The sequence below is a fragment of the Sphingomonas sp. S1-29 genome, from assembly GCF_026167545.1.
In the GTDB taxonomy this organism is placed as follows: Bacteria; Pseudomonadota; Alphaproteobacteria; order Sphingomonadales; family Sphingomonadaceae; genus Sphingomonas.
On record NZ_CP110678.1, the window covers coordinates 2,533,801 to 2,555,161 of the forward strand.

The 21,361-nt window shown below is 61.0% G+C and carries 19 protein-coding genes; 8 read left to right on the plus strand and 11 right to left on the minus strand.

Translation table 11 applies throughout. From position 1 onward, the window contains the following. Nucleotides 1-11: 11 nt before the first annotated feature. From OKW76_RS12080 to OKW76_RS12095, 4 genes are all read right to left on the minus strand, one after another. Entirely contained in the window at nt 12-1,067 is a 1,056-nt protein-coding gene (locus OKW76_RS12080) for a TniB family NTP-binding protein (RefSeq protein ID WP_265549126.1), read from the minus strand. Next, entirely contained in the window at nt 1,060-3,411 is a 2,352-nt protein-coding gene (locus OKW76_RS12085) for a hypothetical protein (protein ID WP_265549127.1), read from the minus strand. Before OKW76_RS12085 ends, OKW76_RS12080 begins: the two co-directional genes overlap by 8 nt. A gap of 156 nt (nt 3,412-3,567) precedes the next feature. Further along, a complete protein-coding gene (locus tag OKW76_RS12090; RefSeq protein WP_265549128.1) occupies nt 3,568-3,828 on the minus strand; it encodes a hypothetical protein in 261 nt (86 codons plus the stop codon). 157 nt (nt 3,829-3,985) lie between these two features. After that, complete coding sequence (locus OKW76_RS12095; RefSeq protein WP_265549129.1) at nt 3,986-4,858, minus strand: hypothetical protein; 873 nt, start codon at nt 4,856-4,858, stop codon at nt 3,986-3,988. Between the two features lie 186 nt (nt 4,859-5,044). On the opposite strand from OKW76_RS12095, the gene OKW76_RS12100 reads away from it, so the two are divergent. Then, nucleotides 5,045-6,298, plus strand: a complete 1,254-nt coding sequence (locus OKW76_RS12100) for a hypothetical protein (RefSeq protein WP_265549130.1) — start codon at nt 5,045-5,047, stop codon at nt 6,296-6,298. On the opposite strand, the gene OKW76_RS12105 is transcribed toward OKW76_RS12100, so the two are convergent. Further along, nucleotides 6,295-7,212, minus strand: coding sequence for a hypothetical protein (locus OKW76_RS12105; RefSeq protein WP_265549131.1), 918 nt, complete (start codon nt 7,210-7,212; stop codon nt 6,295-6,297). The genes OKW76_RS12100 and OKW76_RS12105 overlap by 4 nt on opposite strands. A gap of 556 nt (nt 7,213-7,768) precedes the next feature. Between OKW76_RS12105 and rpsU the strand changes: the two genes are divergently transcribed. The 3 genes from rpsU to OKW76_RS12120 all read left to right on the plus strand — a co-directional run bounded on the left by rpsU (nt 7,769) and on the right by OKW76_RS12120 (nt 9,022). Further along, nucleotides 7,769-7,969 carry a 30S ribosomal protein S21 gene (gene rpsU, locus OKW76_RS12110; protein WP_265549132.1) on the plus strand — a complete coding sequence of 67 codons (201 nt, stop codon included), beginning with the start codon at nt 7,769-7,771 and terminating at the stop codon, nt 7,967-7,969. A 75-nt stretch (nt 7,970-8,044) separates the two neighbouring features. Beyond that, entirely contained in the window at nt 8,045-8,209 is a 165-nt protein-coding gene (locus OKW76_RS12115) for a DUF5818 domain-containing protein (RefSeq protein ID WP_416221812.1), read from the plus strand. A gap of 270 nt (nt 8,210-8,479) precedes the next feature. After that, the gene (locus OKW76_RS12120) at nt 8,480-9,022 is read left to right on the plus strand and encodes a DUF1697 domain-containing protein (RefSeq protein WP_265549134.1); all 543 of its coding nucleotides are present in this window, start codon (nt 8,480-8,482) and stop codon (nt 9,020-9,022) included. Between the two features lie 187 nt (nt 9,023-9,209). Here OKW76_RS12120 and OKW76_RS12125 read toward each other — a convergent pair whose 3' ends face one another. After that, on the minus strand, nt 9,210-10,871 hold the full coding sequence (locus OKW76_RS12125) for a carboxylesterase/lipase family protein (RefSeq protein ID WP_265549135.1): 1,662 nt from the start codon (nt 10,869-10,871) through the stop codon (nt 9,210-9,212). A 114-nt stretch (nt 10,872-10,985) separates the two neighbouring features. On the opposite strand from OKW76_RS12125, the gene OKW76_RS12130 reads away from it, so the two are divergent. After that, nucleotides 10,986-11,885, plus strand: coding sequence for a hypothetical protein (locus tag OKW76_RS12130; RefSeq protein WP_265549136.1), 900 nt, complete (start codon nt 10,986-10,988; stop codon nt 11,883-11,885). A 248-nt stretch (nt 11,886-12,133) separates the two neighbouring features. Here OKW76_RS12130 and OKW76_RS12135 read toward each other — a convergent pair whose 3' ends face one another. From OKW76_RS12135 to OKW76_RS12155, 5 genes are all read right to left on the minus strand, one after another. Then, a complete protein-coding gene (locus tag OKW76_RS12135) occupies nt 12,134-14,452 on the minus strand; it encodes a PAS domain S-box protein (RefSeq protein WP_265549137.1) in 2,319 nt (772 codons plus the stop codon). A 112-nt stretch (nt 14,453-14,564) separates the two neighbouring features. Then, the gene (locus OKW76_RS12140) at nt 14,565-15,200 is read right to left on the minus strand and encodes a LuxR C-terminal-related transcriptional regulator (RefSeq protein ID WP_265549138.1); all 636 of its coding nucleotides are present in this window, start codon (nt 15,198-15,200) and stop codon (nt 14,565-14,567) included. Nucleotides 15,201-15,564: 364 nt separating this feature from the next. After that, nucleotides 15,565-16,458: an alpha/beta fold hydrolase gene (locus tag OKW76_RS12145; RefSeq protein WP_265549139.1), complete on the minus strand. Its 894-nt coding sequence runs from the start codon at nt 16,456-16,458 to the stop codon at nt 15,565-15,567. Beyond that, nucleotides 16,455-16,664 (minus strand): helix-turn-helix transcriptional regulator, encoded by a 210-nt coding sequence (locus OKW76_RS12150; protein WP_265549140.1) that lies wholly within the window; start codon nt 16,662-16,664, stop codon nt 16,455-16,457. Before OKW76_RS12150 ends, OKW76_RS12145 begins: the two co-directional genes overlap by 4 nt. Next, entirely contained in the window at nt 16,661-17,029 is a 369-nt protein-coding gene (locus OKW76_RS12155) for a hypothetical protein (protein ID WP_265549141.1), read from the minus strand. The genes OKW76_RS12150 and OKW76_RS12155 overlap by 4 nt, the downstream gene beginning before the upstream one ends. A gap of 645 nt (nt 17,030-17,674) precedes the next feature. Here OKW76_RS12155 and OKW76_RS12160 point away from each other — a divergent pair. From OKW76_RS12160 to OKW76_RS12170, 3 genes are read left to right on the plus strand one after another with little or no spacing between them, the layout of a single operon-like run. Then, a complete protein-coding gene (locus OKW76_RS12160; protein ID WP_265549142.1) occupies nt 17,675-18,889 on the plus strand; it encodes an ABC-three component system protein in 1,215 nt (404 codons plus the stop codon). Next, the gene (locus OKW76_RS12165) at nt 18,886-19,371 is read left to right on the plus strand and encodes a three component ABC system middle component (RefSeq protein WP_265549143.1); all 486 of its coding nucleotides are present in this window, start codon (nt 18,886-18,888) and stop codon (nt 19,369-19,371) included. The genes OKW76_RS12160 and OKW76_RS12165 overlap by 4 nt, the downstream gene beginning before the upstream one ends. Further along, the gene (locus OKW76_RS12170) at nt 19,368-21,329 is read left to right on the plus strand and encodes a DUF3732 domain-containing protein (RefSeq protein WP_265549144.1); all 1,962 of its coding nucleotides are present in this window, start codon (nt 19,368-19,370) and stop codon (nt 21,327-21,329) included. Before OKW76_RS12165 ends, OKW76_RS12170 begins: the two co-directional genes overlap by 4 nt. Nucleotides 21,330-21,361 lie beyond the last annotated feature (32 nt).

A 21,361-nucleotide genomic window follows, 5' to 3' on the forward strand; every position in this document is an offset into this window, starting at 1 on the left:
GCCGCGACATCTTAAAGGTCCCTCAGCGGATTATAGCTGATGAACTTGTGATCAACGTTCCAGCTATCGACAGCAGTAATGAGGTCCTGCAGCGTGACCGCATCCCGGCTGTCGCGTACGGTATTGCGAACCGCAGTGCGGATCGTGCCCATCAGCTGGCCGATAATGCCGTTACATGCCTCGTTCAGGGCCCGATCCAGCCCCTCGTCGTCGAGTCCAATCGTCTTCGCGAGGATGCCGTCATCGACTAAGCGCTGGTCGAGATTGGCGAGGAAGCCGCGCCAGATTTCCTGGTCATACGGGTCATGCCATTCCAGTCGGCCGAGATGACACGGTGCCGTGAGGCGACCGCTGAGTTCCATGTCCTTCGAGAAGATCGGCACTGCCTCTTCGGTGCCGAGAAGCGCGACTGGCACAACGCCGCCATCAAGCAGCAGTTTGACCGACGAGGTGATCTCGCCGCCAAATCCCGACTTTTTGCCGCCGTGGTTGCTCTCGTCGATGATCACCAGCTGCGTTCCAGAATCGCGCAGGGCTTCGAGCGTCCGGCGACGCAGACTGTGCTCAGTGCCATTCAGGGCAAATCCGTCTCCGAGCTTGGCGAGCATTTCGACGTAAAGCGAGCGCGCCGTCCCCGAGTTGTCGAGCCGGATATGGAGCACTGGCACGATGCCATCTTCGGCGTCGGCATTTACGCGCTTGGCGTATTCTTCTGCCGTCGTGGTCTTTCCGGCGCCGGTGACCTCGAAGAGAGTCATGCCAAGCATGGGCATACCTTGCATGTGCAGCCCTGTGATACGGATCTCGTCAAACTCGGCGTGAATGCCGAGCTGACGGGGTTCGGGCAGGCGTATACGGCGTACGCCGGCGACGGCTGCGCCAACCAAGGCAGAGCGATGGGCGAGCGAACCGGGGCGGAGCGTTGCGGGATCTGGTATCACTCTACCAGCGTCGCGGCGATCGCGAACCGGTTCGGGAGCGCTGCGAACACCGCGCCGCGCCGACGTATCAGGGTCTTTGATAACTGGGGCGGCGTTTGGCACCAGTTTTTTGGAATTGTCAGTCATACGAATGTCCCCATTTCAGATTGGAGGTGGGAGCCGACTTGGTGTCGGCGGGCTTGGCGGACGTCTTGCGACGTCCGGTGTCGCGCGGGTCGTGCTCCTTGGTGGAAGCGCGCGGACTGCGGCGATTGGGCACGGGCTTGTTCGATGCTGCCGTCGTGGATCTTACGACTGGTACCGACGCTGCCTTTTTGCCGTTACCCGCGCGCGGCGTGGGCGTGGTCGCATCAGAGCGATGCTCGGCACCCAGACCGTCAGGGAGCTGATAGTTCGGCGCGTCTGCGGAATGGGGATGGACCAGAGTTGAAACGTCCTCGTCGACCACCTCGATGATGTCGCCCATTATCCGTTTGAAAAGCGGGCTATCCTTCAGCTTGGCCAAAGTGGCGCGATCGTGCTCACTCGATTCCGGCGTGATATTGCGCGCCTCTTCGAACAGCCGTTTGCGTATTTCGATCAAGCGATCGCCGTCTGTTTCCTCGGTTTCCCCGGTGAAATCCCGCATGTCCATCTTGGCAATATTTACGATGCGCTTGTGAGCCCACAGCGGCAGATCATCGGCATAGTCTGCTCTGACCGCCGGCAGGGTGACGTAACGTTTGGTACGCGCGTTCCACACATGGATACGTCCCATGTCCGACTGCGAATACTTTACCTTCACGGTCAGCGTGATTTGCTTGGTGGTCGATGCTGACGGTGGCTGCAGGCTCGTCAGATCGTCGATGAGGGCGCGGGTGAGCTTGGCGTCGGAGTAGCGCAGGCCTTTCACGACGACGCCGCTGTTACGAAGCTGAGCATCGTATTCGACGTTGCCGATAGAGCGACGGAACTCGTCAAGATCATCGATGACGGAGATGCCGTACTTGGCCGCCTGCTGGCTGAAAACCAACGCGGGTGAACGCCCGTCCAATCCTTTATGCGGTGTGAGGTGGTAGACGCAGATGGCGCGCAGCAACAGCTCGCGAGCCTTACGGATCGGCACCATAACCATTTTCGTGGGATCGAAGCCGAACTCCCGTGCGCGGGCTATATCGTACGTCGCAGCGGGCAGATCCTTGAATGCGAGATCGAGGATCGTTCCGATCACGCGCTCCACCTCGGCTTTGTCCCGCGGCATCTGAGCACCCGAAAAATGGACATCGGTGCCCGCATCCATCATCGAATCTTCGAAGTGTCGAGAATGGTGGCCCGACAAATTATCGAGCAAAACTCCCGACAATTTTGTGCAAATCCACTTCAGTTCGGGATGCAGCGAGTCGATGTCCTCAGGGACCGCCTTTGGCGTGTTTGCGTGGGCGTAGGCCTCCAAAGCGGTCGCGCTTGAAGCCTCATCCCAGCACAGCCCCCAGCCAATAAGCGTTTTGCTGACGTTTTCGTAGACAACGGTGAAGGTAGGCTGCCCCAACGGAATGCCAAGTTCATCGTCGACGAGAAAGACGCCCGGTATCGGGGTATCGTCCATCTGGCCGAATGCGCCGATCCTGGTGTGCCGATCGGTCCGTCCGCCGCCGCCGTAGCGCTGATAAACAGCTTGGTGGCCGTGCTGCGCTTCCAGCGTTGCCGACGATTCGAGATCCCGGCACATGCGCCAGAAAGTGGTGTAGCTCACATTCTTATAGGGGACGGGGGGCTGCGGGTAATCCGCCCCCTCCCGGCCCGTTGGAACGCCGCGATTGATGCGGTTGATTTCACCTTTGTAATCCTGCCAGCCTTTCCATGCCCGAGCCTTTGCACCGGGGCGCGAGGTGGTTTTCCGACCGGTCGCGGCCGCAAGGTGGTGAGTCAGTATTTCTTTGGGGTGGTGTACGCGGCGGCCACGGCGGTAACCGGTCATGGCCACGCCGTCGCGTGCTCGGCGGTCGCCTGGAAAGCCGCGCTTGTGAATCCATTCGCGCAGTGTCGAGCCCGCATAGACTCGGGCACCGGGCAGTGCGGCGATCACGGGATCGCTCAGCAGCTTCTCGTTCAGCTGGCGGAGTGCGCGGTCAGAAAGCCCACCTCGGTTGACGTCGTAGGCGCGGTTGAAAATGGTGCGGAATTCCGAACTGGGATCGACGGCATGGGCGGTCTTTGCGTCGAGTTCGCGCATGCGCGCGGCGCGGCGGGGGCCTTCTTCGAGATCCTTTGCGCGCTTGAAGAAGCTCCCGCTCGCCATCAGGCGGGCTATGTCGTTGGCGTGGGGCTTGCGCCCACGCCCTGTTCCCGGGTCGGTGACCTCGAACTCGACATTCTTGCGCAGGGTGCGCAGGGTCACGAGGCCGTCCGGGTCGATACGTTCGAATACGTGTTCGATACCATCGATAACGACAATATCGCCAGGTTCGAGCTTGATTGGAAGTTCTTTCATGTACTGCCTCCTAGGCGCAGAAGTCCGCGCCCGTGGACAAGCGCCCGCGACCGAAGACCCTGATGGGTGATATGCTCAGTTAGTCTTGCGGTATTCGCGGGCGCTGGCACGCCGGTGTCGGGGGGCGTGGTGCGACCAAGCAGATGGTCCGGTAGTTCATGGCGCAGCCTGACCGTTATCGCTCGGTGATGTGTCACCGAAACTGACAGCGTCACCAATGGTGTCGCGATCATCCCCATTGTGTCTGCGGCGCGCGCATTGCGCCTGCTCGATGCGTTCCTTCATCACTGACAGGGCCCGTTCGAGGGCCGGGCGGTAAATCGGAGGCTCAAGCTGGTATCTACCGAGCCAGACGATACCGAGATCCAGCGCGTGGGGGCTATCATTGGTTGGCGGGTGAGTTGGCAGGCTGGTCATGCGTTGTCTCCGGGGCGCAGGAGTCCATGCCGGCGGACATGTGTCCACGGCTGAACCCGTTAGGTTCGTATTGGTCAGTTCGAGTGATGCGGTGGCACCGCCGGGCCTACGTCGGCGGGCGGGGGGCGACCAAGCTGATGGTTCGGCTGGACAACGATCAGATCCGAATCTGATCGTTATGAGACATGGGTTCGAGCGGTGTCAGGATGGTAGCGGCAGTGAAGCGCTGGTCGAAATCCACGTCGATCCGTCCGAGCGCGATTGCGTTCTCGATCACCGCGTTAGCGCGACGATGATCGTGTGGCGCTATGCGGCCACGGATGTCGGCCCATGTTGCGTCCTCCCCGCGTAGTACGAACGAGGTGATGACGTCTTGTTCCCGTCGAGACACCAACATGAAGCGGCGTGCATAGACGCCCTCGACATTTTGCATACGCCAGCGGGGTCCGATGATGTCTGCATGGTAGAGAATGCGAAAATTCCAGCCGGCGCGGCGTGCGATCTCTGCAACGGCACCGAGTTTTTCGCGGTAGGCGGGGTCATCCAGATCGGCGGGTGTCCGCTTCACCTCGATCAGTTCTATCGTGCCGTCACGCATCAATCGGATGTGGTCGGGGAAATAGTCGAAGAGACTATCCTCTATCCGGCCTTGGATGTGGAAGGGGTGAGCCTCGTAGTCGAGGCACTTAGGATTGACTTCGTTCCACATGGTGAGGTCGCGGTGGCCACGGCCCTCCACTACTTGTTGCCTGCCGGTCTTACGCGACCCCATGCGGGAGCGCAGATGTTTCTGGCCGCGTTTGATCACAGGATTGGCGTGGCCGCCGTGTTCAAGGACCACAATCTTTGCAAGGCGGCTGGCCTCTTCCATGCCGGGCCAGCGGTGCGCGGGGCGACGCAGTCGCCCGCGGGACGCTGGTTCGGTGGCATTATAGTAGTTGGGAATGCGTCGGTCGGCGTGGCGCGGCTCGATCCGGATAGCCGGCTTGGCACGCTTAACGACCTGTTTGTCCTCGTGTTTGATTCTCATTGTTTCAGTCCTTGCCGAGTTCGGGGGGGCATGGAGAAATACGGCGATCCCTTAGGCGAGCGCGCAGTCGCCAATCGCTTCGGCGCCAATTCCGAGCGCGCCTTTCATCCGAGGCGCTACGCCACGGGAATATGAGAGAATTTTTGAGCACCAGTGGTCCATTCAAATAAGGTTTATACAGCAGCGATGCTGGATATGATCATTCGACCGATTCGGGTCAAGCACTCTTTTATAAACTTTGTTTGCATGGCCTGTTCGCGCGCGCTACCGGTCGCGGCGGTGACAGTGGAGATAGCGTTGGCAAAGACGATCGGGGATAACCAAACGGAGGCTACCGGCGACAACCCTGCTTCCGAGCTATTACTCGACGCCGATCCACGCCTGGCAAAGGCTCTAGGTCGCGCACTTTCGCTTAACGAGTTGAAGACCTGGGCTGGCCTGCCTGAGCCGAGGCGGGCGAAAGCGCTTCAGCGAATAACTGCGCTTGACCGTTATCGCGCTGAAGGAAGCGAATTATCGGCCAAGCAGGCAGCGATGGAAGCTGGTGTGAAGCTTGGGCGTTTCTATCAAATGGCGAGGGCTTGGTCAGCTAACCGGTCGCTCGAAAGTCTCGGCGCGTATGTGTCTGCCACCAAGCCAAGGTCGAGTTTGAAACCCCATGTAAACCAGGCGCTCATGGCAGTCGTGAAACAGGTAGTCGAAGCGCAATCTAATCAGGGCAACTCGATTGCCACACTGGCCAAAAAGCTTGGCGCGGCTTCGAATTTGCCCGCAAAGGACGTACCGTCAGCAAATACCCTTCGAGCGTTTATTGAGCGGGAACAACGCCGTCGTCGCAACACCAAACTGGCAGGCACCCAAGTCCTGTTTGACCTGTCTGCCACTTCGCTGCTGCGTGACGATGGACGCCCGCATGTCGCATTTCTCGCAATCGATGACGGAACGGGGCTCATTCTTGGGCATGCCATCGGGCTCGCCGAAGAGAGTAGGGCGGGATATCAAGCTGCAGCCCAAAATTCCCTAAGTCGTATCCTTGCCGCACTGCGTGCCAAGACAATCTGGTCAGAGACTATGGAGCGATCGCAAATTGTACCAGGGGTCGACGCACCCGCAATTGCTTCAATGTCGTCGCGGATCAAGGGCGAGATAGGTGGGGCGGCTCCGCAGCTGACTGCCGAAGATAAGCAGGGCGGATATATTCGTCGTCACACGGGCCTTAAACTTGGTTCAATCCGAATGTTGCCGTCCCGAACCGGTGCCGCCCCATCGGCCATGAAAATGACAAAGGGGGGGGAGCTGAACGTGACCGACGCCTTTGCTCGGATGGAGGTGGCGGTCACTGAACACAACGCAGGGCTGCTGCTGAAGCTTGCAATTGAGGGCGATGCCGCTCCGCCGGGCAAGCTGATCCGGATGCTGGAAATGATCGCCGCCGCTTAGGCTGCCATTTGCAGTTCGGCATTGTGTCGATCGCGCGCCATTCGCAGTACGAGTTCGGCATCCTGCAGGTTGGGAGGACGATCGAGTCCTGAGCGCATCACGGTCGTTGGTCGAACAGTCGGCGGACGGTAGCTAACGACCAGCAGCCCAATTCGCTTTCCCAGTGCATTGGAAAGCGCCCGCGCTGCTTCGTTGGTCGACACCCGGCAGACCGTCCTATCAGGTGGCAGATAGCGCGTGAGGGCCTTTGCATCCGATTCTCCAGCCATAATTGGTAGCGCGCCGAAGGGACGTTCGTGTTCGATCGCCTCGGCGATTCGTCGCGCATCGAAGTCTCCTGCCGGTCGAGTCATGAGCAATTCGATGATTCTCCCAGTCGGGGTTTCCGCCGCAACAATCACCTCGGGAAAGGCGATACCCCGGCCCATATCGACGGGGAGGCGCAGATAAACCCGCGCAACTACAATGCCGTCGGGCTCTGCACTTCCATCGATGCCTCGTGTCTCGACGGCGAGTAGCCAAATCGTGCTGCGGGACGGCGCTTGCACGCCAGACCGCTCGCAGCGGTCTTCGGTTTTAGCAACCAAATCAGAAAGGGGCGCGGTAGCCCCGAGCTCGACGATCACTTCCCGCGCAATTTCGCGAGCCCGGGGATCGACTCCCTCGCGTCTGCTTCGGCTAGGATTTGCACGACGCATTCCCGGGGCCAGGGCGGTCGCATCCCGATGGACCAGCCAAGCCTTTACCAGGTTCGAAAACTGAAGCGGACCGAGGTCAAGCATCGCAGCGAACCGTTCCCGCTCGGCAGCGGTTTGATTTTCGAGAGCTAGATAGTCCCTCACAGCCTTTGCCCGTCGCCTCACCTCCGCCCATTTTAGCGGATCGATCTCGGTAAGATCCAAATCTTCAATCATATTTTCCTCCATTCTATAGATGACATGACGGTGTTTGACGGCTGGGGATGTCGCCTCGCGTCGAGCTGCTGGTGAGAAATTTTCCGGTGCTGCTGGGCGCTTGGGGCGATGCCACTGAACGCTGCTTCCCCTGGCCCGCCCAGGCCACCCCAGCCCGGGTTGCACCGGTGATCAGGTATCGATCCGTGCGGGGGCGTTATTGTGATCCAGCAGGCTTACGCTGCCGAAGACGGGGTGTGCGTGGCCGAGATAGCGGCGGTCCAACAAGGAGCACCTGCGCGGCCGATCTCGCATCTTATCAGGGCGGGGTTGTACGTAGGTTGGACGCCTGCTTGCCAACGGTGGCGCACGCCGAGCGCCGCAAGCGGATTCGTTGCTTTTTCGCAAAGGCGTGAGAGCGCGCGAAAGCCAGCGGCTGCTGGCGGGGCGATGCAATCGCCCTGCTTAACTACCTCTCGGAATACGTGAGGCTACATGTTGCCTTCTCTTGGCAACCGACCCGCCCACCGATAACGACCGCAGTCGAGATCACCGACACAGCTGAGGGCAACCGCGCATGTTGATTACCGTACGCGACAACAATGTTGATCAAGCTTTGCGTGCACTGAAAAAGAAGTTGCAGCGCGAGGGTGTTTATCGCGAAATGAAACTGCGCCGCCATTATGAAAAGCCATCGGAGAAGCGGGCGCGCGAGCGTGCCGCTGCAGTCAGCCGCGCCCGGAAAGCCGAGCGCAAGCGCCAAGAACGTGATAGCTGATCCGCTTGTCACCAGGGTATCGGGATCGGAACGCTCGCAGTGAAAGTTGGGACCCGAATTGACGAGACTGGTACCTTGTTACGCGATGGCTGCGGCTTCTACCTGCGCCGCGACGCGGGCGGACGTTATCAGCTTGAATTGCAGCGTACGCCCGTGGACCTGGTCGAGAAGCGGGTAAGGCTGGTCGGCACAGTCGTCGGCGCCGAACTGGTCAGCGCCGACGGCGTCGCACCCGAATAGCGCGAGCGTGCGGCATTTGGTACAGAATCACCGACCTTACTCTGCCTGCCGGTAGCAAATGTAGCTGCAGAAGCGCCGAATGCCGGACGTTTAGCGCGGTTCTCGCGTACCCGGCAGGAGACCTTCGTTTATGTCGATCGCACGATTGCTTCCGGCGAACGCGATCCAGCCGAGCAGACGGCTTGTTTTTGGTGCGAAGCGACCACGGGCCTTCCCTTGATGTGGCGGCCGAATTGACAGACCTTATCTTGTTTCGAAAGGGAGGGGGCGATGTCGATATGGGCAGCGTTACTGCGAGGTGTGAACATAGGTGGTGATACTGCCCTCCCCATGACGCAGCTTAGACAGTTTCTGACTGATATCGGGCTCAGCAGTGTCCGCACGCTGCTTGCTTCAGGAAACGCCGTGTTCGAAGTCGATGGGCTGGACGCCTCTGCGATCGAAGATTTGCTAGAGCGAGAAGCGGCGGCGCGAATTCAGCTGAGGACGAACTTCTTAGTTCGCAGTGATGACGACATAGCCGACGTGGCGACCGGAAATCCGTTCCCTGATGTCGGAGATACGCGGCCCGACCAACTTGTCGTAGCGTTTGGCCGGGTCACCGCCCCTGTAGATGTGCCGCAGAGACTAGCCGCCATCTATCACGGCTCTGAAAGGATCGAGGTGCGGGGGCGGGAAATGTACATCGATTTTCCAAATGGCCAAGGGCGCTCGAAACTATGGCCAGCTGTAGCGAAGCTCAAGCTGAACGGCATCGGTACCGCGCGAAACTGGAACACCGTTCTTAAGTTGCATTCCGCGATGCCGCTCTGAATCCGCCGATTTTAACCGTGATACCATGAAGTTTTTTACAAGCCGGGTCTATGCAAGGAGGGCGCTTGCAACTGACAGGATCCTGGCCCCAACGACCCATATGCGGACGGTCACGTCCGCATTAGCGCTTTCCGGAACCGACCGTCGAGCAAGCATCGCGGTCTCCGGAAAAAACATGGGCTGGTCGTCAAGCGCGCAACAATATCCGACGCGATTCGCCCTCGGGATCGTCGACCATGCGGCATTGGTCGTCGAACACCATCGTCTGGCAACGCATTGGGTCGCTCGGGCTCCAGTCTAGCCCCGGCTGGCTGGGATTGCCCGTCCTCGCGAAGGTCGCCCAGGCGCCGGCCATCGTCCGCGCCAGCCGCTGCGCCTCGGGCGTATTGCCCGTGCCCTGTTCGCAGCGCGCGGTGTTGTCGAAGCAAAAGGCGAGGTCGGCGGTATGCCAGGCACCCGCCAGTCCATCGAGCTGCGGAGACTGCCACTGGAACAGATATTGGTAGACCGGTGCCCCGCCCTGCACGTGCTTGAGGCGCACCATGTCCTGCACCCGGTTGCGATAGGCGATGCTCTGTACCCCGTAGGACAGCGTGCGGACCGCCTTTTCGGGATGCGCTTTCTTCATCGAGTCGATCAGCGCGTCGCCCTTCGCCGCGCCGAGCTGATCGGTCAGGTCCTTGCGCCACTCGGCTTCGTTGGGGTTCGAGCCCCAGCGCATGCCTTCCTCGCTGGTATTGCCGATCAGCATCGGCACATCGCGGGATACCTCGGGCGCCACATCGGCGAACGACCGGACGTCGATGACCTTGCCGTCGAGCGTCGGCCCCCAGCCCACCCGCGGCGTTGGCGGCGGCCCGCCCAGGCTGCGCACCATCGGTCCGTTGATCTCGCCGGCGACGATGTTGCTTGCGGCCGAGAGATCGACCCAGGCGATCTTCTGGAGCGCTGCGATGTCGTTGGCGGCGATGCCGAGATGCTTGACCAGCCGCCGCGAATATTCGCGCGACTGCTGCGCCGTCGGCAGCGCGCCGCCGCCACCCGATTGCGCCGCCGCGCGGTGGATCAGCCCCTTGCCCGATCGCATGCCGAGCAGCGTGGTGACCTTCGAGCCACCGCCCGACTGGCCATAGATCATCACCTTGTCGGGATCCCCGCCGAACGCGGCGATGTTCTCCTGCACCCAGCGGAGCGCCGCGACGCAATCGGTCATGCTGACATTGACCGATTCTTCATAGGCCGAACCACCCACCTCGACCAGGTCAAGGAACCCCAGCACGTTCAGCCGATGGTTGATCGACACCTGCACCACGTCGTGATGCCGTGCCATCTGCGCACCGTCGTGCGAGGCCAGTTCGTACGATGATCCGAAGGCAAAGCCGCCGCCGTGGAAATACACCATCACCGGGCGATTGCCGCTCAGCGATGGCGTCCAGACGTTGAGCTTGAGCATGTCCTCTCCCTGGAAGCCGTCGTCCCATTGCTGCAGGAACGTATGCTCGACCGCGCGGAAATTATGCGTCGTTTGCGGGCTGTTCGCGCCATAGACGAGCGCGTTGTACGGCTCGGTCCAGGCCTTTGGCGGCTTGGCGGGCAGCCAGCGATTTTCCCCGCCGGTATCCTGGCCATAGGGGATGCCCTTGAAGGTGAACACGTCGCCTGCGACATAGCCGCGCACCGGACCATATCGCGTCTTGGCAATCGCGCTGTGCGGCGTCGTGCCGCCCCGCGCAGGGCCGCGCGGCGGTGGCTGGACGCTTTGCGCACGCGCGGGAGGCAGCGCCAGGCCGGCACCTGCCACCATCGATGCGATCAGTGCACGCCGACGGTTTATGAGCGGTCCGGCCATGTCTTGCTCTCCTATAACCGCCTCGTTTCGGGCGTTCAGCAAGCAAAGCGTAAAAGCGGCTATCCACCGCGTCAATACTCATACAAGATGTGCGAAAGGTTGGGAGACTATTGCATGCATATCGGGCGTTTTGCGCTGGCCGTTGCAGCGGCATCGATCGGGTCGGTCGTCCAGAGCCAGGAAGTGGAACGCGGCAGCGGTCCCTATCCCGCGATCTTCGAGGAGCGGGCCGACCTGCCGAACCACGTCGTCTATCGCCCCAGCGATCTTGCGCCGGCGCGCTCGGACAGACTGCCGATCTATGTGTTCGGCAATGGCGGATGCAGCGCCGACGGCACCAGCTCGCGCAACCATCTGCTCGAGATCGCGTCGCGCGGCTATCTCGTGATCGCGTCGGGTACGATCCCGCGCGCTGCCGCTCCAGCGGCCCCGGCCCCCGCTCCGCCTCGGCCCGGTGCGAAGCTGACGACCGAAACCGAAACGCGCCTGCTCATAGATGCGATCGACTGGGCACAGCGCGAGAACAATCGCGCCGGCAGCCAGTTCGCAGGCCGGATCGCGACCGACAAGATCGCGGCATCGGGCTGGAGCTGCGGCGGGTTGCAGGCGCTGACCGCCGCGCAGGACCCGCGGGTCACGACGTCGGTCATCATGAACAGCGGCTTTTTTCCCGACGGTACCAACCCGTTAAGCGGCGTGGTATCGGCCAAGGCGCTGCTTAAGACGCTGCACGGATCGGTCCTCTACCTCCTCGGCGGCCCGACCGACATCGCCTATCCCAACGGCACCGATGATTACCGGCGGCTCGAGAACATCCCGGCGGCAATGGTGAACATCCCGGTCGGCCACGGCGGCACCTATATGCAGCCGCACGGCGGCGTCGGCGCAGAGGTTGTGACGGCATGGCTTGACTGGAAGCTGAAAGGTAAAAAGGCGGCCGAAGCCCGCTTCACCGGCCCCGAATGCGGCTTCTGCAACGATCCGCGGTTGACGCTTGAGCGCAAAGACTTCTGACAGATGCGGGTGTTGCCCCTATGCCGGCATGACCACTGTCGGTCATTCAGCACCGTCAGGGCGGCACCCGAAACCGGCAGCTCGTTCATCAGATTGAAACGAACGCTCCGGCCAGCTTAGACTGGCGCTCGGAACAGCTTAAATAGGGACGTTGCTGCCGGTTCGCTACAAGGCGGCAAGATGGTAAGAATTGCTGTGCCGCACCCAGAGCGCTGGTGTTGTTTCAAAAAGGATTCGGGCCGGTCGCGTCAAGATGGCTCCGTATCCGGTCGGGTGAATAGGGACACGTTGACCAACTGGTTGATGCCGGCGGCCAAATTCTCGAGCTTATACGGCTTGCGCAATATCGGAAACGCGCGCTCGTTGATGGGGATGAATTGCTCGCTGCTGTAGCCGCTGGCAAGCAGGATAGGGAGGTCATTGCGCGACTCCTTTATCTGAGTGGCCAGTTCAAGCCCGCTCATACCGGGCATGACGATATCGGAGAACACAAGGTCAACCTCGTGTTCTTCGATCAACCGGAGCGCCTCCTCCCCGTCGGACGCCTCAACCACCTTGCAGCCGAGATCCTCAAGCAGCTGGCGCGCGAAGTAGCGAACATGTTCGCTGTCTTCTACAAGAAGAACTCTAAGGCCTTTCGGGAGCACGGCGTCACGCGCAAGAGCGTGCTCGTTCTCGCGCTGCTTTTCGGTTCGGGGCAGCCATAGCTCCACCAGTGTGCCGTAGCCTACTTCAGACTCGATGCGAGCCGATCCGCCCGATTGCACTGCGTAGCCGTGGATCTGCGAGAGACCGAGTCCAGTGCCTTTGCCGGTCGGCTTCGTGGTGAAAAAGGGCTCGAAAACGCGCTTGAGCGTTTCAGGCGCAATCCCTTCGCCGGTATCTCGGATCGACAAGATAACCCCATCACGCTGCTCTCGCGTGGCATTTGTGGTCGAAATCGTAATCCGGCCGCCCTTGGGCATGGCATCGCGGGCATTGAGAACCGCGTTCAGCAACGCGGCTTCAAGGCCAGTCGGGTCGATCTCCACCGGCCATAGTGCCGGGGTGAGATCGAGTTGAAGGTCATAGAGGCATCCCAGCGTGCGCTGAAGCATTTCTCCCATGGCATCCAGCCGGACGCTGAGGTCAATGACCTCGGGCTCGAGCGGCTGACGGCGGGCGAAGGCAAGCAGCTGGGAGGTCAGACTAGTTGCACGCTCAGCCGTCTCCAGCATGACGCTCAAATAGCGGTTTCGCTTCTCAAGTGGCAGGTCCGGCTGCTTCAGCAAAAAATCCGCTGAGCCACGCATAACCGTCATCAGGTTGTTGAAGTCGTGGGCAATGCCACCGGCAAGCTCGCCCAGCGCCTGCAGCTTCTGGGACTGCAAAAGAGCTTCTTGCGTATGGCGCAGCTCCTGCTCCGCCTGCTTTTTCTCGCTTATGTCGCGGGTGATCTTGGCAAAGCCCACATGCTCGCCCGCATCATTGTAAATCGGGTCGATCAGCACGTGCGCCCAGAACAGCGAGCCGTCCTTCCGAACCCGCTGAGCTTCAGCTTCGAACTTCCCAGCCCGCAGGGACGTTTCCAAAGCGATGTCCGGAGCTCCCCGCTCGCGATCTTCTTCGGTGTAGAAGAGGGAGAAATGCTGCCCCAGGACCTCTCCTTCCTCGTACCCCTTTATGGTTTGGGCCCCCGAGTTCCAGCTCGCGATCCGGCCATGCCGGTCGAGCATGTAGATGGCGTAGTCCCGCACTCCCTCGACCAGCATCTTGAGTTGAAGTGCAATGTCATAGGTGGCCTGCTCGAGACGCCGCGTTTCGGTTATGTCTCGAGTGATCTTGGCGAAGCCGATCAGCGATCCGTCCTCATCATGAACGGCATCCACGATCACATGTGCGAGGAACGTCGCCCCATCCTTGCGGAGCCGCCAACCTTCCATCTCGAACCGCTTCTGCTCCGCGGCGGTCTTCAAGATACGGGCGGGCAGGCCGCCCCGTTGGTCGTCCGGCAGGAAGAACGTTGAAAAATGCCGACCGATGATCTCGTCGGCCTCGTATCCCTTAAAGCGGCGGGCGCCAGCGTTCCAAGTGGTCACGCGACCCTCTAGGTCCAGCATGTAGATGGCGTAATCTTCGACCGAGCCGACAAGCAGCTGGAATCGCCGTTCGCTGTCGCGCAGCGCCCGCTCGCGCTCCTTTCGCTCGGTGATGTCGCGAGTGATCTTCGCGAAGCCTTTAAGCGATCCATCCTCGCCGTAGATCGCGTCCAGAACGGCATGGGCCCAAAAGCGACTACCATCCTTCCTGATTCGCCAGCCTTCGGCTTCGAAACGGCGTTCGCGCGCTGCCGTCGACAGAGCTCGAGCTGGCACGCCCGCTTCTCGATCCTCATGGGAGAAGAATCTGGAGAAATGCTCACCAATGATCTCGTTCGCCGAATACCCCTTGAAGCGCTCTGCTCCGGAGTTCCAGGTTACGATGCTGCCATGGGGATCCAGCATGTAAATCGCGTAGTCTGTCACAGCGTCCACTAGCAGCTGAAACGTCTCGGCTGGAGGCTGCTTACTAGTGTCAACTGTGTTCAAGATTTGATCCTGCGCTAGCGCCTCGGCCCACAAACATAGACCAAAGTCCATACCGAGCCGAAACCCTCGCGCAACAGGAATCGCATCTGGTTCAGAGAGGCTGTGCGCCCGACTAGAGCCCAGCTTCAATCGCCAGCCGCATGGCTTCGGCAGTGCTGGATACGCCCAAGCGCTTGATCAGCGCGCCACGGTGCATCTTGATGGTCTTCTCGGTTAGGCCCAGGTGCTCGCCAATCTGCCGATTGCGCAAGCCTTTTGCCATCTGGCGCAGAACGGCCTGCTGCTGCCGTGTCAGCTGATCAACCCGGGCTGCGGCTGAAGCGCGAAGGTGGTCACTCTGACCGGCAGCCACCTCCATTTGGCTGCCAACGAAGTAGGCAAGTTCAGCTTGGTCGTCGAAGACAGGAGCGATCATCACGGCGTTCAGGAACTTGCTACCGTCCTTGCGATAGTTGAGAACCTCAAGCACGATCGGGGCGGCTGCGGCGACGGCTTGGGCAAGCGCCGCCGAATGTGCCCGCTGGGTTTCCGGCCCGGCAAGAATGCGGCAGTTGCGACCGACGAGTTCACTTTCCGAATATCTGGTAAGCTGCTCGAATTGCCGGTTGGCCGCTATGATCGAATTGTCGTCAGCCCTCGCATCTGTGACGATTGAGGCGATCGGTGAGAGCCGGATTGACCGAATGAGCTCCCACTCGTCGCTGCTGCGCCTGTCTAATCTGGTCGCGGTGAACATGACAGCGTTCATATGACAAAATGGTCGATGACGGCAAACCTGATCCCGTTACTCGTAACAGCCGACCGCATGGTAGCTCGGCTGCATTGGCTTTCCACGCAGGGCACCGCTTCTCGTCCGCGTTGGGCGACTGTGTCGAGAGCTGCCGCCGGCTTCGCGTCGGAGCTGACCCAGAAGCGGACGATCGCGGCATCAAATCCGCTACTCCAAATCTGTCATTCATTCAGGTCTGATTTGGTTGCTAGTCGACAATTCCTTACGACAGGCTGACCAGCCGATATTCGCCGCAAACCGCAGCGAGTCCGCCGAAGTTGCGAGGCACCGATATCGAACTGGCTTGGGCTCGTTGCTTCAAGGCGCAATGGCGCCGTTCTCGTCACCTCGCCGCAAGAAAATGCACCATCGCGCGCTCGAACGCCGCAGGCTGGTCGAGCATAATGAAATGCCAGCTGTCGGCAACGGGTACCAAAGTCGCCCCGCTCCCTGCATAGTCGCGCTCCCAAACTGCCTTCGCCTGCGGCCCCGCGCCCGTCGCATAAAGAACATGAAAGGGCCGCACCGCGATCTTGGGCAAATCGGCGCGCAAGTCGGTAGTGAGATCCTCGTACATCGCCTGCGCCACCACGCGTTGGTCGGCGCGCTCGGACCAGTTCGCCACCTGGATGCGTCCGGCCGCTGTATTAGACCAGATGCCGCCGGGATCTGTCGTCACCGCGGGGGCGTCGCGTGTCGCCCCATGCTTGGCGGCGATTCCGTTACGCATTTGAGCCGCACGCGGAGCCACGTTAGAAGCAGTCGCGGCGGGATCGAACAACGTCCCGATGAACGGGAGCGCGTCGATGATCATCACCCGCCCCACGCGACCGGGATGGCGCACGGCGAGCATCATCGCGACCAGCCCCCCCATTGAATGGCCTGCAATCGCGGGTGCGTCGATGCCGCGATCGGCAAGATGGGCAGCGATATCGGCGACGATGCCGTCGAGCAGGCCCGGCTTCAGGTTCGCACCCGGATCGCTGCCGCCGAAGCCGTTGACCTCCACGGTCAGCACATGATGCGTTTTCCTTAGCGTCGGTACGATCCCATCGTACACAGCGCGCGGGGAGGCGAGCCCTGGTATCAGGATCACGACCGGCCCTGTCCCGCCCTCATCACGGATCGAGATGTGCTGGTGCTGAACCATCGGCGACGGCGCGGCGGCGCGGACCTGGGCGGTGGCGTTGGTGGCCGGGACGGTCGCCAGGGCAAGATAAATCGCGAAACGGATCATGCGAAAGTCTCCTTCGACGGATTGAGGAAAATCGCCTCGATCGGCAGGTCGAACAGGTCGGCGATCCGAAAGGCGAGCGGTAAAGAGGGGTCGTAGCGACCCGTTTCGATCGCGTTGATGCTCTGGCGCGAGACCCCGAGCGCCTCGGCGAGATGTTGTTGGCTCCAACCGCGCTCGGCGCGCAAATCGCGTAGCCTAGATTTCACGCCTGCGGCTCGACCACGGCGTTCACCAGACTGCCCAACCCAAGACCCGCGAACCACGCGATCGGCACGAAAAACATCGGCAGGTGCGCCGCGCCGGCATAGATTTCTAGAAAGCCCCAAACACTGGCGAATGCCATGGAGAAGCCTGTAGCGACCAGCGCCTTGCGCACCTCCAGCATGCGCAGATACTCATCGTCCAGTTCGACAAGCAGGCGACAGATTAGCCAGAACACGCTGACCAGTGGCAAAGCAGGCAACGCCGCCAACAGCCAAAGAACCGGCCCCGACGCGCCGCTCGCCTCAATCACGGCGGGCACGAGGAACACCAGCACGACATAGGAGATCATCGTCGGGATGAAATGCATCAGGTAACGGCGATAGGCAGAATGGCGGGACATCGAGTCGGTCCTTGCAATGACAAGGACAATTTACGTAAAGCATCCTTTCCATACAAGAGGGCGGGCTGCCGTTCATTAGCGGACCTAGCGTGAGAACTCGGTTCCCGTGTTCCGCCAGCGCGTGGCTTTCTGTTTCGCCTCAAGGCAGTGCATTTTCAGGCCCCTTAGGCTCGAATCCGCGCTGCAACTGCTCATTAGCTGCGTCGTGATTTGAAGCGGTTTCGACCCATATCCGGTCGCTCGTCGCCGATTGGCCGCGTCCTGAAAGCGGACGCTTGTTCAGTCGGCACACTGCGGCCGGAATTGGGCCAGAAGCGGACGGCCGGCTTAAGCCGCGCGATGATCGAAACGCCGCCGTCATTCGGTTGGCCTTTCGACGGTTAATCGAGCGACGGAAACTGGGCCAGCAGCGGACGAGCAACTTCGAGAAACTAATCGCACCAAGCTGCCCTGCGGCGAACCCTAGCCCCTTGATCGGGCGAACGTTCCGGCGCGGCGCTAATGGACGGGCAACGCATACCCGGCGAAATGGCTCAACGCTGCGCAGAGCGCGGCGGACTGCCGCGCTAATACCCCGTTGTCGCCGTCGCGAAATGAAGGTTAGACTGGCGCATGGGAGATAACGAAAACACCAGTCACTCAGCTGAGGCTTCCGCGCTGGGTTTCTGGTATCAGTCGCTCTATGCGCTGCTGATACTTGCGGCCACACCGACCGACGATGCTGCGATCGCCATCGAGCAACTCGATGACATCGAGCTGAAGGTAGACGGTCAGAAATTACTGTTCCAGCTTAAGCACTCGATGAAGGCAAAGCCGGCAGCGGTCGGCATCAAGTCCCGCGCTCTATGGCGCACGGTTGCGGTCTGGGTCGATATTCTCCCCAAAATCAGCCTCGCCGAAACGAGCCTGCATCTGATGACGGTCGGCGGCATCCTTGCAGCGGACCCTTTAGAGGCGCTGCTCGATCCCGAGGATGATCGCGAGGCGCTAACGGCCGCGATGGCGAAAGAAGCTCAGCGGGTGCTCAATGAGCGGGCGGAGGCCAAGGCCAAGGGCGAGAAGCTCCACTTCGCAGATCGCTACAAAGGGTGCGAGGCGTATCTCAAGCTCTCCGAAGGCGAGAGGCACAATCTGTTGCGCCGGGTCGTCATTAAGCCCGATGCACCGACGATCGACCGGATCGAAAGTGAACTCGAACAGCATCTCTTGATCCTTCCCGCGGCGCAGCGACCGATTGTCGCACGACGGTTGATCGAATGGTGGGATCGGCAGATCGTCTATTCGCTGTGCGGCAAGCGCGAGCGCGTCATCGCACGCTACGAATTCCAGGCGCAGGTGACCGAAATCGTCGGTGAGCTCGATCAGGGGAGGCTGCTCGCGCATTTCGAGACCGTCGCAAAGCCGCTCGAATATCTGCCAGACGGAATGCTGACCCGTCAGATCGCCTTGGTCAAAGGCCGCGATTCGGACGTCGATAGGGCAATCCGGGAGGAGTGGCGGGCGCGCTCGCAGCGGGCGCGCTGGACTAACGAGAATCCGGCACTCGGCGCGATGATCAACGACTATGACTTGGTCCTCACCGAGCATTGGCAGGATCGGCATGATGAGATGTCGGAGAGTTGCGTCGATCTCGAAGACGATACGAAATGCACGTCCGGGCTCGATCTGCTGCGATGGACGCACAATTCGGCCCCCACCGCCGTCCGTTCAATCCAAGAGGGTTTCGCCGCTGCCTATTATGTCCGCGGCAGCTATCAAGTCTTGGCAATCAGCCTGCAGGTGGGATGGCATCCCGATTTCAAGGTGCTGCTCGGAGGGGAGGAATGAAGCAGGCCCATGACCTCTATGCCGAGCACAATCCTGCTTACTGCGCCTATGTCGCCGGCGCGTTCGTTACCGGCCATGCTGCGGTCCATCCTGCGGGAGCGGATCTGGCAATCGTCTATCTCGCCGTCCCCATCGCCTTGTCCGGAGATCTCGCGGCAACATTCGACGGAACGAACAAGAATACCGGCCTCCTAGAGTGGCTCGAACGAACCCCGCAGATGTCAGTCGGCTTGGCCGACCGAGTGAATGCCGCCCTAGAAATCGTCGGTGACGCGGTGCGATATGGCTGCTTTACCGACGTACTGCGGCTGTCGATTGAAGGCCGGCTCATGCCGGGATCGAAGAAGTTCAAGCAGATACCCTTGAACGATCTCGACTCACTCAGCATCGGCGCCATCCGCCGAGCCGGGCGGCTGGGCAGCTGGTTCGCGACCGCCGGCTCGACACGTAACATATTCGGCATTCTGGGGCTGACGGTATGATCCGCTGGAACATTCGCACGATCTTCTTCCTAGGTGCCGAAGGGCGGCGCCAAGACATCGTCCTCGAGCCCGACAGTATGAATGTCGTCACCGGCGCGTCGGGCACCGGCAAGTCCGCGCTAATCAAAGCAATCGACTACTGCCTTGGGTCGAGCAAATGCGAGCTACCCGTCCATATCCGGCGCCGCGCTATGGCGGTCGGAGTCAAATGGGTAGCCGGGGATCAGGAGATGATCGTCGGCCGTCTCATTCCTCCCGATGGGCAGGCTACCAGCACCAGGATGTTCGCGACCGCAGGCCGGAATCTGCCCCTGCCTAGTTCCGTCGCCGAATTTGACGGCGCGACGACGGTGGATGCAGCCAAAGCCTATCTGGAAAAGGCCTTCGGCATCGGCGATTTGGGGCATCTACCCGATGCCAATGGCGACGTCCGGGGCCGTACGAGCGTGCGGCACATTACGCCTTATATGTTCGTGACCAAAGAAGTCATCGACAGCGAATCGGTACTGCTGCACGGCCTGGAGAAGCCGGACAAGGCGCGGGACATCATTGCGACGATGCCCTATTTCCTGCGGGCAACAGACGAAGTGGGTGCGTTGGCGGAACGCCGCTCGCGCCAGCTGCAACGCGCGCTGGCCCAGGCAGAAAGCAAGGATCGGGCCCGGCAGTCGGCTGAGACCGCCTTGAAGCAACGGGCTTACGGATTGCTGGTCGAAGCGCATCGCTTTGCAATGACCGATGCGCCTTCTGCCGACGGGCGCGAAGACGATATGCTCGCTGAACTGAATCGTGTCGCGGACAGCGCAATTGACGCGGCGAGTTATCCCAAGGACAGCGAGCTCGGCGCCCTTCACGCCCGGCGGCGCGAGATCCTCGGCACGCTCGCCGGCGCCAGACGTCGGCGGGATGCCGCGAGGGCGGCACTCATCGACGCCTCGGGCTTCGGCGACACGGTTACCCGGCAACGTGACCGGCTGATGCTCTCCGAACATCTCAAGCTCGGCGACGGCGAACACACCTGTCCATTGTGCGATGCGCCCTCGGAGCGCGGGCGCGATGTTGCGGCAGTGCTCGCGGATACGCTTACCAAAGTGCGGGCCGAAACAGTCGCCGTTCAGCGGGTCCGCCCACAGCTCGCCGAGCATGACGAAGCACTCGCGAAGGAAATCAGCACGCTGAATCGTCAGCTCCGCGAGGTCGACGAGCAAATCAAAAGCTGGCTCCGGCAAACCGGCGAGACGCGCCGCCTAGCGGATATTTCCCAAGCGAAGGCTCATCTTCAAGGCCGCATTTCTTTCTTCCTGCAGACCAGCGCTGACGAGCCGCGGAAGCCGACCGCCGACCTTTCGGTCCTTCGCGCCGAGATAGCTCAGTTGGATTCGCAAGTGGATCGCGAGTCTAAGGAAATCCGGCTGCAGCATGCCGAGGCCAAGATTTCCTCCTATGCGTCGGAAATCCTTGGCGCGCTGCCGACGGTGGCCCCTTGCGTCGATTCCGAGCTTTTCTTTTCCTCACGCATTCCGGAAGTCCGGGTGATCGAGGCCGGCAGCCGCACGATGCTCCGAATGCCCGACGTCGGGTCGGATCAGAATTATCTGGCGATTCACATTGCACTGGCTTTTGCCATCCAGCGCTACCTCGAAGATGTAAATGCACCGGTGCCGGGATTGCTGGTGCTCGACCAGATCAGCCGGCCTTATTTCCCAACACGCGGTGCCGACGAAGACGAGCGGCAGATCACCGCGAGTGACGAGGATGAGGATATCCAAGCGATGCGCCGGCATATCGACTTCCTGTTCGAGCAGGTGGCAGCGAGATCAGGCCTGCAGGTCCTGCTGATCGAGCACGCATATTTTGCCGATGACCCGCGGTACGTGGCAGCGACGCGAGAGCGCTGGACGAGGGCATCGCGCAAGGCGCTTATCCCGCTCAATTGGCCGATGCGCGACGACACCTGAGTGCGGCGGCGGGATCGCCTTGGCGCTGCGGC